Annotated in this window: 10 protein-coding genes; 1 reads left to right on the top strand and 9 read right to left on the bottom strand. The window is 73.2% G+C overall.

Annotated features, from left to right (window positions below; genetic code table 11):
• Nucleotides 1-3: 3 nt before the first annotated feature.
• Nucleotides 4-918, bottom strand: a complete 915-nt coding sequence (locus tag ABT122_RS08380) for a menaquinone biosynthetic enzyme MqnA/MqnD family protein (protein WP_351547299.1) — start codon at nt 916-918, stop codon at nt 4-6.
• Between the two features lie 426 nt (nt 919-1,344).
• Between ABT122_RS08380 and ABT122_RS08375 the strand changes: the two genes are divergently transcribed.
• Entirely contained in the window at nt 1,345-1,548 is a 204-nt protein-coding gene (locus ABT122_RS08375) for a cold-shock protein (RefSeq protein ID WP_003967102.1), read from the top strand.
• A gap of 100 nt (nt 1,549-1,648) precedes the next feature.
• Here the strand turns inward: ABT122_RS08375 and ABT122_RS08370 are convergent, their stop codons facing one another.
• The 8 genes from ABT122_RS08370 to ABT122_RS08335 all read right to left on the bottom strand — a co-directional run bounded on the left by ABT122_RS08370 (nt 1,649) and on the right by ABT122_RS08335 (nt 13,207).
• Nucleotides 1,649-3,007: a M1 family metallopeptidase gene (locus ABT122_RS08370; protein ID WP_351547296.1), complete on the bottom strand. Its 1,359-nt coding sequence runs from the start codon at nt 3,005-3,007 to the stop codon at nt 1,649-1,651.
• A gap of 227 nt (nt 3,008-3,234) precedes the next feature.
• On the bottom strand, nt 3,235-7,236 hold the full coding sequence (locus ABT122_RS08365; protein ID WP_351547293.1) for a Pls/PosA family non-ribosomal peptide synthetase: 4,002 nt from the start codon (nt 7,234-7,236) through the stop codon (nt 3,235-3,237).
• Between the two features lie 286 nt (nt 7,237-7,522).
• Complete coding sequence (locus tag ABT122_RS08360) at nt 7,523-8,869, bottom strand: dicarboxylate/amino acid:cation symporter (RefSeq protein ID WP_351547290.1); 1,347 nt, start codon at nt 8,867-8,869, stop codon at nt 7,523-7,525.
• A gap of 361 nt (nt 8,870-9,230) precedes the next feature.
• Nucleotides 9,231-9,974 (bottom strand): peptidoglycan recognition protein family protein, encoded by a 744-nt coding sequence (locus ABT122_RS08355; protein ID WP_351547287.1) that lies wholly within the window; start codon nt 9,972-9,974, stop codon nt 9,231-9,233.
• A 251-nt stretch (nt 9,975-10,225) separates the two neighbouring features.
• On the bottom strand, nt 10,226-10,507 hold the full coding sequence (locus ABT122_RS08350; RefSeq protein WP_351547284.1) for a DUF4229 domain-containing protein: 282 nt from the start codon (nt 10,505-10,507) through the stop codon (nt 10,226-10,228).
• A 145-nt stretch (nt 10,508-10,652) separates the two neighbouring features.
• Complete coding sequence (mqnE, locus tag ABT122_RS08345) at nt 10,653-11,816, bottom strand: aminofutalosine synthase MqnE (protein ID WP_351547281.1); 1,164 nt, start codon at nt 11,814-11,816, stop codon at nt 10,653-10,655.
• Between the two features lie 90 nt (nt 11,817-11,906).
• Nucleotides 11,907-12,362, bottom strand: coding sequence for an Lrp/AsnC family transcriptional regulator (locus ABT122_RS08340; RefSeq protein WP_351547410.1), 456 nt, complete (start codon nt 12,360-12,362; stop codon nt 11,907-11,909).
• A 158-nt stretch (nt 12,363-12,520) separates the two neighbouring features.
• Nucleotides 12,521-13,207 (bottom strand): UbiX family flavin prenyltransferase, encoded by a 687-nt coding sequence (locus tag ABT122_RS08335; RefSeq protein WP_351547278.1) that lies wholly within the window; start codon nt 13,205-13,207, stop codon nt 12,521-12,523.
• Between the last annotated feature and the right edge of the window lie 6 nt (nt 13,208-13,213).

Genomic DNA, 13,213 nt, shown 5'->3' with positions numbered 1-13,213 from the left:
GGCTCAGGGTGCCGCGAGCCGGTGGCGCGTGTGCGGCCCCCGGCCGTCCCCCAGCAGTTCGACGGTGACATCGGCCGCGAACCCGGTCGTCGGCCCGGTGCGGCGGGCGAACTCCCGTACGCCCGCGATCTGCTCGGGGCCGAACCGGAAGTCCAGCGTCCGGAAGTACCGCTCCAGCAGCTCCGCGTCGAAGCTCTCCCAGCGCGCGGCCTGCGCGGCGACCTGGCCGACCTCCTCCAGCGAGAGGGCCATGGAGGCGAGGAACGCCTCGTGCACCTCCCGGACGAGCCCCTCCTCGCGCTCCAGATACTCCCGGCGGGCGGCCCAGACCGCGAAGACGAAGGGGAGCCCGGTCCACTCCTTCCACATCCGCCCCAGATCGTGGACCTGGAGGCCGAGGCGGGGGGCGTCGTGGAGCGAGGCGCGCAGGGCGGCGTCGCCGATCAGGACGGCGGCTTCCGCCTCCTGCATCATCACGCCGAGATCGGGCGGACAGCTGTAGTAATCGGGCCGGACGCCGTACCGCTCGGCGAGCAGCAACTGCGCAAGACGTACCGAAGTACGCGAAGTCGATCCCAGGGCCACCCGGGCGCCGCCGAGTTTCTCCAGGGGCACCTGCGACACGATCACACAGGACATCACCGGGCCGTCGCAGCCGACCGCGAGATCGGGAAAGGCGACCAGTTGGTCGGCATTGCGGAGGAATTCGACCAGGGTGATCGGGCCGATATCGAGGTCGCCGCGGACGAGCTGCTCGCTCAGCTTCTCCGGGGTGTCCTTGGACAGCTCCAGATGCAGCAGGGTTCCGGTGCGGGCGAGCCCCCAGTAGAAGGGGAGACAGTTGAGGAACTGAATATGCCCGACGCGGGGCCTGCTGCGGCGGTGCCCGGCTGCTGCGCTTTCTCCACGACTGTCCACAACGCGAGGCTAGTACCCCCGGGCCGCCCCGGACACGGAGGGGGCGCAGGCGGGTCGCACCGCCGCGCGGGGGGCGCGGCGGCCCGGGAGGGCTCCGGCCCGGCGGCGGGCCGGACCGGGGGCCGCCCGTCCGGGCGGGTGACCGGCGCACCCCTCGCGAGCTGGGGTTCGTCCGGAGCCGGGCCCGGCGGGGTGCTCGGCGGCCGGGGGGCACGTCAGCGCGGGGACGGGCGTTTCAAGCGTCCGGGTGAAGTGATCTTTGCCTCTACCGCTGCGAACACAGTGCGTGCTAGGCTCGACGCAAGTTGCAGTTTGGTTTCCCTTGCAGTACAGAGCCTGCGGAGCATGTGACCCGCAGGCTTTTGTAGTTTTCAGACTTGTTTGCAGGTTCTGGAGCAGGGCAACCCTTTGGCCCAAGGAGGGCTTATGGCTACCGGAACCGTCAAGTGGTTCAACGCTGAAAAGGGCTTCGGCTTCATCGCCCAGGACGGCGGCGGCCCGGATGTCTTCGTCCACTACTCCGCGATCAACGCGTCTGGTTTCCGCTCTCTTGAGGAGAACCAGGTCGTGAACTTCGACGTCACCCAGGGTCCGAAGGGCCCGCAGGCGGAGAACGTCACCCCGGCCTAGTCAGCCAGGGTCGGCGATCGCGCACGACTAGCAGTACCCAAGGAGCCCCGGCCATTTCCAGGACCGGGGCTCCTGCCTTTCCCCGGCAATTCCCCTCGGGTCACCCGTCCGAGGGCAGGGGCGGCAGTTCCGTCCCGTACAGCCAGGCGCTCAGCAGCCCGTCCACCGGGCGCGGGGCGTGACGGGCCGCGAGCAGCCGGAAGTCCTCCGTGGTCACCACGGCGTGCCGGTGGACACCGGTCCACTCCCGCAGCAGCGGTACGAAGGCCCCGTGGCCGATCTCCGCGCGCAGCGCGTGCAGGGTGAGCGCGCCCCGCTCGTAGACCCGGTCGTCGAAGAGCCGGCGCAGCCCCGGGTCCGCGATCCTGATGTCCTGCGGCAGCAGCGCGAGCCGGGCGTGGGAACGGGCCGCGAGCGCCGCCGCCGAGGGGCCGCCGGACAGCTCGGACCAGAGCCACTCCGCGTACTTCGCGAACCCCTCGTTGAGCCAGATATGGCGCCAGTCGGCGACGGTGAGGCTGTTGCCGAACCACTGGTGGGCCAGCTCATGGGCGATCAGCCGCTCGCTGCCGCGCCGCCCGTCCACATGGTTGCGGCCGAAGACCGAGAGCCCCTGGGCCTCCACCGGCACATCCAGGTCCTCGTCGACGACCACGACGCCGTACTCCTCGAAGGGGTAGGGGCCGAAGAGTTCCTGGAAGGCGGTCATCATCCTCGGCTGGCGCGCGAAGTCGTGCGCGAACCGGCCGCCGGGGCCGGCGAGCGAGCGCGGCACGGCGGCGGGCTGGGGAACACCGGCCGCCCCGTCCGCGTCCGGGACTCCGGCAACGGCCGGGGACCCGGGGACCTCCACCAGCTCGTACGGTCCGATCTGCACGGTCGCCAGATAGGGGGCCATCGGCGCGGGCTGCTCGTACACCCAGGTCGTCGTGGAGGCGCTGATCGTCCGGGAGATCAGGGTGCCGTTGGCGACGGCGGGGTACGGGGTCGGGGCGGTGACCGTGATCCGGTACGGAGCCTTGTCCCCCGGCAGGTCGTTGCAGGGGAACCAGGAGCGCGAGCCGTGCGGCTGGGAGGCCACGAGCGCGCCCTCCTCCAACTGCTCCCAGCCCAGCTCGCCCCAGTCGCGGGTGCGGACCGGCTGGGGGACGCCCGCGTAGCGGACCTCGACGGTGAAGGGGGTGCCGGGGGGCAGCGGGCGGTCGGGGCGGATGCGGAGCTTCTCCGCGCGGTGGGTGTAACGGGCGGGCCTGCGGCCGTCGATGAGGACCTTGGTCAGCCGGAACCGGCCGAGGTCGAGGACGACCTCGGCGAGCGGCCCGGCGGCGGGGGCGACCACCGCGCCGATCCTGGCGCGGCCGGTGAGCCGGCCGGTGTGCGGGATGTACTCCAGCTCCAGGTCGTATCCGGTGGTGCGGTAGCGGTCGTCGCCGTGCTGCGGGAGGTAGGAGTCGCTCACCCTGCGTCCTTCGGTCGCCTGTCGGGTCGGGGCGGGTTCTTCGGGGCGGGCCGGTCGGCCGGTCGGTCGGGGCGGGTTCTTCGGGGCGGGTCGGCCGGTCGGTCGGGGCGGGTCGGCCGGTCGTCCAATCGGTCGATCCCGGCGGGCTCTCCGGGGCGGGCGGGCCGCGCCGGGCGGACGGTGGGTACGGGCCCCGGAGGCACGGCCCCGCCCGGGGGCCGCCGGGGTCAGCCGCGCGCCGACCGGCGCTTGCGGGCGCGGGCCCGCCCCGGCCGCCACGCGGCGATCGGGTTGCCGAGCCAGCGGGTGCCGTCCGGCACCCGCTCCCCGCGCATCACCAGCGACGCGGGCCCGACCGTCGCCCGGTCTCCGATCACCGCGCCGGGCAGCGCGATGCCGTGCGGGCCGAGCGTGGCGCCCGCCCCGAGGACCACATTGTCCATGCGCATGATCCGGTCGTGGAAGAGGTGGGTCTGCACCACACAGCCGCGTCCGACGCTGGCGCCGGACCCCACCGAGACGAGATCGGCCTCCGGCAGCCAGTACGTCTCGCACCAGACACCGGAGCCGACGCGGGCACCGAGCCCGCGCAGCCACAGACTCATCAGCGGGCTGCCGCCCGCCCCGCCGACCAGCCAGGGCACCGCCAGCACCTCGACAAAGGTGTCGGCCAGCTCGTTGCGCCAGACGAACGCCGACCACAGCGGGTGCTCGACCGCCCGGAAGCGGCCCACCAGCAGCCACTTCGCGGCGAGCGCGACCAGACACGCGACCACGCCCCCCGCGAGCAGCAGCACCCCGCCAAGCAGGATCGCGACCGGGTGGCCGAAGCGGCCGGCCAGCGCGCCGAAGGCCATGATCCCCAGGACCGCGAGGGTGACGGAACACATCACCGGAACGATTCTGCACAGCTCGACGGCGGCCCTGGCCCAGCGGAGGCGGGCCGGCGGGGCGAAGGTGCGGCTCCGGTCGCCGCCCTCGGCGGCCCGGGGGAGCCGCATCGGCGGCATGCCGAGCCAGGAACTGCCCGCCTTGGCCCGCTTCGGGGTCGCGGAGAGCACCCCGACCAGACCCCGCTTGGGCACCCGCCGGCCGGCCGCCGTCATCCCCGAGTTGCCGAGGAAGGCCCGCTTGCCGATCCGGGCCTCGGCGATGCGCAGCCGTCCCCCGCCCAGCTCGTAGGAGGCCACCATCGTGTCGTCGGCGAGGAACGCGCCATCGCCGACGGTGGTCATCGCGGGGACCGCGAGCACGGTCGACGCCTCGACACCGCGGCCCACCCGCATCCCGAGCGCCCGCAGCCACACGGGCGTCGCGAGAGACGCGTACAGCGGGAAGAGATGCACCCGCGCCATGTCCATCAGCCGCTCGGTCGCCCAGGCCTGCCAGGCGATCCGGCTGTGGACGGGGTGGCTGCCCTCGCGCAGCCCGGCGCTCAGCGCGCGCACCCCGGCCAGGATCAGCAGGGCGTACGCCACCAGGGCGGCGGCCGTCGCGAGCGGGACGGCCGCGAGCGGGGAGGCGGACCGGTCCATGATCAGCAGGGCGGGGAGGGCGGCGAGCGCCGGGAGCAGGCCGAGGAGGAGCGAGGTCAGCGAGTAGAGCGCCGTCCAGCGGGCCCGGCGCGGCGGCCGGGTGCCGGGGTGCGGACGGGCCCGGCCGTCGCGGGTGGCCGGGACGCCCGACCAGCGCTCACCGGCCGGGACGGTCCCGGTGACACCGGAGCCGGGGGCGATCTCGGACCGCTTCCCGATCCGGGCGCCGGGGAAGAGGGTGCTGCGGGCGCCGACGGTGGCCTCGGCGCCGATCCGGAGCCGGCCGATGTGCAGCCGGTCGCCGTCCAGCCAGTGCCCGGAGAGATCCACCTCGGGTTCGACGGCCGCGCCCCGGCCGAGCCGGAGCAGACCGGTGACGGGCGGCAGCGAGTGCAGATCGGCGTCGTCGCCGATCCGGACGCCCAGCGCCCGCGCGTAGTACGTCAGCCAGGAGCCGGCCAGACCGGTCGCGCCGGTCAGCTCGGCGAGCCGCTCGGCGGTCCAGAGCCGCAGATGGACGCCGCCGCCCCGGGGGTGGGTGCCCGGACGGACCCCGCGCAGCAGCAGCCGCGCGCCGCCGGCGGCGATGAGGATCTTCCCCGGCGGGCTGATGACGAGCAGCCACCCCAGCGCGACCCACCACCAGGAGACGGTGGGCCCGGCGAGGTGGAGGACGTTGTTGACGGCGGCGGCGACCACGGCCCAGCGCAGCCCGGCGACGGTGAGCAGCGGGAGTGTCAGCAGGCACTGGATCAGCTGGGCCCCTCGGGGCACGGGCCGTACGGCGCGCTCGTCGTCCCGCTCGCCGGAGGTGGCCTCCAGGGTGCGGGCGAGGGCGCGGAGGGTGGGGTGCTGGTAGATGTCGCCGACGGAGCCGGTGCCGTACCGCACCCTGATCCGGGAGACCAGTTGCGCCGCCGCGAGGCTGCCGCCGCCGGAGGCGAAGAAGTCGGCGCCGGGGCCGTCGACCGGGACGCCCAGCAGCTCGGTCCACTCGCCGGCGAGCCAGGCCTCGGCCCCGGTCAGCTCTGTGCGCTCCCCGCCGCCGACGGCGCCGGCGCTGTCCGGCAGGGGCCAGGGGAGGGCGTCGCGGTCGACCTTCCCCGAGGTGCGGGTGGGCAGCTCCGCGACCGGCGCGAGCACCGGGACCAGCGCGGCGGGCAGCTCCCGGCGCAGCCGGGCGAGGGCGCCGGCGCGGTCGAAGGGGACGGGGGTGCCGGGGGCCGGGGCCTCCGGGACCAGATAGCCCACCAGGACCTGGTGGCCCGCCGGGGTGGTGCGGACGGCGGAGGCGGCGGAGGCGACGCCCGGCAGCGACTGGAGGGCGGCGTCGATCTCACCGAGTTCGATGCGCCGGCCGCCGAGCTTGATCTGTTCGTCGGCGCGGCCCAGGAAGAGCAGGCCCTCGCGCTCGGCCCGGACGAGGTCGCCGCTGCGGTAGGCGCGTGGCCAGCCCAGCGACGGGAGGGGGGCGTATTTCTCGGCGTCCTTGGCCGGGTCGAGATAGCGGGCCAGGCCCACTCCCCCGATGACCAGCTCGCCGCTGCCGCCGAGCGGCACCGGCTCGCCCCGGGGGTCGACGACGGCCAGCTCCCAGCCGTCGAGCGGCAGCCCGATGCGGACCGGGCCCTCCCCGGTGAGCAGGGCGGCGCAGGCGACGACGGTGGCCTCGGTGGGGCCGTAGGTGTTCCAGACCTCCCGGCCGGGGACGGCCATCCGGGCCGCCAGCTCGGGCGGGCAGGCCTCACCACCGAAGATCAGCAGCCGGACGGCGGCCAGTGATTCGGCGGGCCACAGGGCCGCGAGCGTGGGGACGGTGGAGACGGCGGTGATGCGCTGCTCGACGAGCCAGGGGCCCAGGTCGGCCCCGGTCCGTACGAGGGAGCGGGGCGCGGGCACCAGACAGGCGCCGTGCCGCCAGGCGAGCCACATCTCCTCGCAGGACGCGTCGAAGGCGACCGAGAGCCCGGCGAGCACCCGGTCCCCGGGCCCCAGCGGCTCCCGCGCGAGAAACAGCTCCGCCTCGGCGTCGACGAACGCCGCCGCGCTCCGGTGCGTGACGGCGACCCCCTTGGGCCGCCCGGTGGACCCCGAGGTGAAGATCACCCACGCGTCGTCCCCGGGGGTGACCTCCGGTCGGGTACGGGAGGAAACGCCGGGGCCCCCGGACCCGGCCCCGCGCGAGACCGGTCCTCCGGCAACGGGACCCGGCACACACCCGCCGGGGGGCCCGGTGGCAGCGGGTGGGGCCTCCGGGGGCAGGGTCAGGGTCAGGGTCAGGGCTTCCGTCAGGGTCGCGCGGACGCGTGCCTCGGTGAAGACCAGGGCGGCCCGCTCGTCGGGGTCCTCCGCGTCCACCGGGACGTACGCCGCGCCGGCGGCGAGGACGCCGAGGACGGCCACGTACAGATCGGCGGTCCCGGACGGCACCCGCACCCCGACGCGGTCGCCGGGCCCGATCCCCGCCCCGGTCAGCCGCCGGCGCAGCGACTCCACCCGGTCCGCGAGGGCGCGGTAGGTCAGCGGGGACGTGCCGTCGTCCACGGCGTGGGCCGTCGGATGGCGGCGGGTGGTCTCGCCGAGGATGTCGAGGAGGGTGCGCTCCGGGGCCGCGCGGCCCGCGCGGAACACGGCCGGGGCCTCGGGGCCGATGTCCGGGTCCAGCAGCGCCGGGGTGTCCGGGGCGACGGTCATCCGGCGCACCCGTCGCCGCCCGTCGGTCCGCTCGGGGCGCCGAGGCCCCCGTGTCCCCGCTGGATGGGCAGAACCCGGTTCATCCGCGTCTCACTCTCCGTAGGCCCTGTGGAGTGCGCTGCGACTGCTGCCCCGCACACGGCAAACGAGAAGTTTATCCAGCTTTGCCCCGGCTCGCCTGTTCTGGGTCCCGGGTCCGGGGCCGGGGCGTCCGCGCACCGGAAGGCCCCCGCTCTCCGCCGCGCGGGCGCGCGGCGGGGAACGGGGGCCTCGGAAGCCGCCGGGGTCAGGCCGTGACGGAGACCGGCCGGGTGTCCTGGGACGTCCCGGGGACGTCGTCGATCGGCGAGGACTTGGCGGAGGTGTACGCGTCGTGGTCCAGGATCTTCTCCCGCGCGGCGACGATCACCGGGACCAGCGCCTGGCCCGCGACGTTCGTGGCCGTGCGGATCATGTCCAGGATCGGGTCGATCGCCATCAGCAGACCCACACCCTCCAGGGGCAGCCCCAGGGTGGAGAGGGTCAGGGTCAGCATGACCGTGGCACCGGTCAGACCGGCGGTGGCGGCCGAGCCGACCACCGAGACGAACGCGATCAGCAGGTAGTCCTGGATGCCGAGCTGCACATCGAAGATCTCCGCGATGAAGATCGCCGCCAGCGCGGGGTAGATCGCGGCGCAGCCGTCCATCTTGGTCGTGGCGCCGAACGGAACCGCGAAGGAGGTGTACTCCTTCGGCACACCGAGCCGCTCGGTGACCTTCTGGGTGACCGGCATGGTGCCGACGGAGGAGCGGGAGACGAAGGCCAGCTGGATCGCGGGCCAGGCGCCCCGGAAGAAGTGCAGCGGGTTGACCTTGGCGACGGTCGCCAGCAGCAGCGGGTAGACACCGAAGAGCACCAGGGCGCAGCCGATGTAGACATCGGCGGTGAAGGTGGCGTACTTGCTGATGAGGTCCCAGCCGTAGTCGGCGATGGCGAAGCCGATCAGACCGACCGTGCCCAGCGGCGCGAGGCGGATCACCCACCACAGGGCCTTCTGGAGCAGTTCGAGCACGGCCTCGCCGAGCCCGAGGATCGGCTTGGCCTTCTCGCCCAGCGCGAGGGCGGCGATCCCGGCGACGGCGGCCATGAAGACGATCTGGAGGACGTTCAGCTCGGTGAAGGGGGTGATGACATCGGTCGGGACGATCCCGGTCAGGAAGTCGATCCAGCTGCCCTCGCGCTTGGGCAGGGCGCCGTCCTTCGGGGTGAGGCCGGTGCCCTCGCCCGGGTTGGTCAGCAGGCCGATGCCGATGCCGATGGCGACCGCGATCAGCGAGGTGATCATGAACCAGAGCAGGGTCTGCCCGGCCAGCCTGGCGGCGTTGTTCACCTTCCGCAGGTTGGTGATCGACACCATGATCGCGAAGAAGACCAGCGGGGCCACGGCGAGCTTCAGCAGCCGGATGAAGATGTCGCCGATGTGGCCCAGGGTCTCCTTGAGCCAGCCGATGTCCTGCTCGCGGGCGAGCCAGCCGAGCAGGACGCCGAGCACCAGACCGGCGACGATCTGGACCCAGAAGGGGATCTTGGATATGCGGAAGCCGGAGCCCGAGGGCTTTCCGGTCGTGGTGGACGCGGTGTTCGCGGACACGGACACACTCCAGTAGCGGCGTAAAAGGGGAGAAGAGCGGGGAGGGGCGGCGCCCGTGCGCGAGGGGACTGTTCCGCTGCGGCGGGGGTCAGGCCGAGCGGCGACAGACCGCGGACATACAGCGGCAGAGATCGACATGCAGGCGCGCCACGAGCGGGGGGCTCGCGGCATGGTGAAGGCGCTCTGCTGACGTCATGTCCGATACGTTAACACTTGAACTTTGAGAACCTCAAAGCTCCGCTTTGGGATCTTCGCCACTCCCCGGGCTGCCGGACACCCGGCCCCGCCCAGGTCAGCCCCCGGCAAGACCGCGCCGCACCCGTGCGGCCCGCCGGGACCGGCCTCCCCCGCCCCCCGCCGCTCAGCCCCGGCGGGACCGCCGCACCCGGCGCAGTACCGCTTGCCGCTGGGCCGCCCGCACCGGCCCGGGGCAGGCGTGCGCGCCCCACGCGGCCCCGCCCATCTCATGGGTGCCCAGCCCCCGCCCCTCCGGGGAGTCCGCCACCTCCAGCGGCCAGCCGTGCTCCCGGGCGCCCCAGGCGTAGACGCGCGCGACGGATGCGACCTGCGCGCCGGTGAGCGGCCGGTCCGCGAACCCCGAGGTCTCCACCGACACCCAGGCGGCATTTCCCGCGCGCTGGGTCCAGGCGCGGTCGTGCACCGAGACGTACTGCTCGATCTCGCCCGCCCGCGAGACCCAGAAGTGGGAGGAGCTGCGGGTGGCCGGGTTCGAGAACCGCTCGAACAGCGACCCCTCCCCCTGCTGGACGTGGAGTATCAGCCCGCGCTGCCCCTCCCGTCCGCCCTCGCTGAAGTTCTCGCCGATCGGCCTGCGGGCGGCGCCGGGCATCCAGCCCGGAGGCGGTGCGGCGGAGGCGGTGGAGGCCGAGACGGCGCGGGGCTGCCGGGTGGTGCGCGGCTCCGGGGCGGCGGGGGTCCGCCCGGGCCGTCCCTCCCAGAGGAGGGCCGCCGCCGACACCGGGGCGAGAAGCAGCCCTCCCCCCAGCAGGAACACACCCCGCCGGGACGGCCCGTCCGGTCTCCGGTGCTTCCGCGTCACGGCTGCCTCCGCGTCGGTGCGCCGGGGGCCGTGGGGCTGTTCCACAGGGTGGGCATGCCGAACACTGTGTCCCGCACATGTGATCGTTACCCCATGGCGGCATGACGGGAAGGAAACAGCCCGGACCGGAACCGCCCCCTCCGCGCGCACCGGCCCCGCACCCGGGCGCGCCGGCGGCTCCAGGGGTGCCTGGAGGCCCCGGGTGTGCCGGAAGCCCCGGGTACGCCGGAAGCCGGAGCCCGCCCGCTGTTGTTCGGGAGGCTCCGGCTTCTCGGGGACGCGGAGAGGGAGGAGGGTCAGTCCTCCTGGGTGCGGTTCGCCTGGAGACGGGCCTTGGTCCGGTCGACCTTGCCCACGATCTGCTCGGACATCGCGTCCCGCTGCCGGCGCAGCAGGACGAAGCTGAGCGGCGCGGAGAGCACCAGCGCCAGCAGCACCACCCAGGCGAAGTTGGCATCGGCCACGCCCTTGGGCAGCAGACCGAAGTGGACCAGACCGGCCACCACCACGAAGCAGCCGGCGAAGACGGCCAGGCGCAGGGCCGTGTACTTGATCGCGGCACTCGACTTGGCTGACACTGCGGGGCCTACTCTCTCTCTTCGTACGGGTGGCAGAACGTGCCGAACCAGTGAAGCACGCCCCTCCGGAGGGCGGCACAGTGGCTCGGGGCCGGGCGCGGGACACCCGGTTCGGCACCCACCGCCCCGGGACCGCCGGCGGATCTCAGACGCGCATGGGCTGGGGCGACTCACGGCGGTCGGCGTCCGGACCCGGGTACTCGCGGATGATCTCGTAGCGGGTGTTCCGCTCGACCGGGCGGAACCCGGCGTCACGGATCAGGTCCAGCAGATCGTCGCGGGTCAGCTTGTTCGGCGTGCCGTAGTTGTCCGCGTCATGCGTGATCTTGTACTCGACGACCGAGCCGTCCATGTCGTCCGCCCCGTGCTGGAGCGCGAGCTGGGCGGTCTGCACGCCGTGCATCACCCAGAAGACCTTGACGTGCGGCACGTTGTCGAAGAGCAGCCGGGAGACCGCGAAGGTCTTCAGCGCCTCGGCACCGGTCGCCATCGTCGTCCGCGCCTGGAGGCGGTTGCGGATCTTGCCGTCCTGCATGTCCACGAAGTCGTGCTGGTAGCGCAGCGGGATGAAGACCTGGAAACCGCCGGTCTCGTCCTGGAGCTCCCGCAGCCGCAGCACATGGTCGACGCGGTGGCGGGGCTCCTCGATGTGCCCGTACAGCATGGTCGAGGGGGTCTTGAGGCCCTTGCCGTGCGCCAGCCGGTGGATGCGCGACCAGTCCTCCCAGTGGGTCCTGTGGTCGACGATGTGCTGGCGCACCTCCCAGTCGAAGATCTCAGCGCCGCCACCGGTGAGCGATTCGAGGCCCGCCTCGATCAGCTCGTCCAGGATGTCGGAGGCCGACATGCCGGAGATGGTCTCGAAGTGGTGGATCTCGGTGGCGGTGAAGGCCTTCAGGGAGACGTGCGGGAGGGCTTCCTTCAGCGCGCTCAGGGAGCGCGGGTAGTACCGCCACGGAAGGTTGGGGTGGAGCCCGTTGACGATGTGCAGCTCGGTGAGGTTCTCGTTCTCCATCGCCTTGGCGAGGCGGACGGCCTCCTCGATGCGCATCGTGTACGCGTCCTTCTCGCCCGGCTTGCGCTGGAACGAGCAGTACGCGCACGACGCGGTGCACACATTGGTCATGTTGAGGTGGCGGTTGACGTTGAAGTGGACGACATCGCCGTTCTTGCGGGTGCGCACCTCGTGGGCGAGACCACCGAGCCAGGCCAGGTCGTCCGAGGCGTACAGAGCGATCCCGTCCTCGCGGGTCAGCCGCTCCCCGGCCGTGACCTTCGCCTCCAGCTCGCGCTTGAGCCCAGCGTCCATGCGCCCGCCTCCCATGTCTGACGTCAATCGGGCTCCGACAACGTTACTCCCCCGTCCCCGACGGACGGGGGCGCCCCCACGGCCCCCGGATCAGCTCTGCTCCGGAAGGTCCCCGACCCGGTTCTCCCACTTGGTGGAGAGCACGATCGTGGTGCGGGTGCGGGAGACACCCCGGGTCCCGCTGAGCCGGCGGATCGTCTTCTCCAGGCCGTCGACATCGCCGACGCGCACCTTCAGCATGTAGGAGTCGTCACCCGCGATGAACCAGCAGTCCTCGATCTCCGCGAGATCCCGCAGCCGGCGCGCCACGTCCTCGTGGTCGGCCGCGTCGGAGAGGGAGATGCCGATGAGGGCGGTGACCCCGAGGCCGAGGGACGCCGCGTCGACGGTGGCGCGGTAGCCGGTGATGACACCGGCCGCCTCCAGGCGGTTGATCCGGTCCGTGACACTGGGCCCGGAGAGACCCACGAGCCGTCCCAGCTCGGCGTACGAGGCCCTGCCGTTCTCCCGGAGGGCCTGGATGAGCTGTCTGTCCACCGCGTCCATGTGCCTGGAGCCTTCCATAGTTGCTGAACCTGAGGCGTGCAGGGCGCGAGCCCTGCGATTCTGATGGCGAATCTGATGACGAACCAGCGATGATCTTCAGGGTGTCCGGAATCCCCGGGCAGCGGGAGCCCACGGCGACGGATGTCCGAAAAGGGCCGTCAGGAGGCCGGACCGGCTCCCCGGGAGCCCCCCAGCTCCCCTTCCCAGCGCCGGTACAGCCGGTGCGGTACGCCCACCGCGTCCAGCGCCCGCCCGGCGACGAAGTCCACCAGGTCCTGGATGTGCGTCGCGCCCGCGTAGAAGGCCGGTGAGGCGGGCAGCACCACGGCCCCGGCCTCGTCGAGCGTGACGAGATGCCGCAGGGTCTGCCCGTTCAGCGGGGTCTCCCGCACGGCGACCAGCAGCGGGCGCCGCTCCTTGAGCGTGACGCTGGCGGTGCGCTGGAGGAGATCCTTGGAGAGCCCGAGGGCGACCCCGGCGACGGCGGCCGTCGAGGCCGGCACGATCAGCATCCCCTTCGCGGGGTACGAGCCCGAGGAAGGACCGGCGGCGAGATCCCCGGCCGACCAGTGGCGCACCCCGTCCAGCTCCACCCGGAAGGTGTCCGGCTTGCCGTCCGCGCCCCGGGCGAGCCACTCCCGCAGATCGTCGCGCCAGTGGGCGTCCCGGAAGGAGATCCCGGTCTCGTCGAGCAGCGTCAGCCGGGAGGCCCGCGAGACCACCAGATCGACGCTCTCGCCTGCGTCGATCAGCCCGCGCAGCACGGCGGCGGCATACGGTGTCCCGGAGGCGCCGGAGACGCCGACGATCCACGGGCGACGGGGGTTGTTCTGTGCTGGCTCCACACAGGG

It is taken from the genome of Streptomyces sp. NPDC001985, assembly GCF_040296845.1.
Taxonomy (GTDB): Bacteria; Actinomycetota; Actinomycetes; order Streptomycetales; family Streptomycetaceae; genus Streptomyces.
The sequence above is the reverse complement of the archived record's forward strand: the minus strand, read 5'-3'. Positions and strand labels throughout refer to the sequence as shown.

Excerpts from the sequence above, each read along its gene's own strand:
- ABT122_RS08340 (WP_351547410.1), bottom strand. The coding sequence starts at position 12,362 with ATGGACGCGGTGGACAGACAGCTCATCCAGGCCCTCCGGGAGAACGGC.
- ABT122_RS08375 (WP_003967102.1), top strand. The coding sequence starts at position 1,345 with ATGGCTACCGGAACCGTCAAGTGGTTCAACGCTGAAAAGGGCTTCGGC.
- ABT122_RS08365 (WP_351547293.1), bottom strand. The coding sequence starts at position 7,236 with ATGACCGTCGCCCCGGACACCCCGGCGCTGCTGGACCCGGACATCGGC.
- mqnE (WP_351547281.1), bottom strand. The coding sequence starts at position 11,816 with ATGGACGCTGGGCTCAAGCGCGAGCTGGAGGCGAAGGTCACGGCCGGG.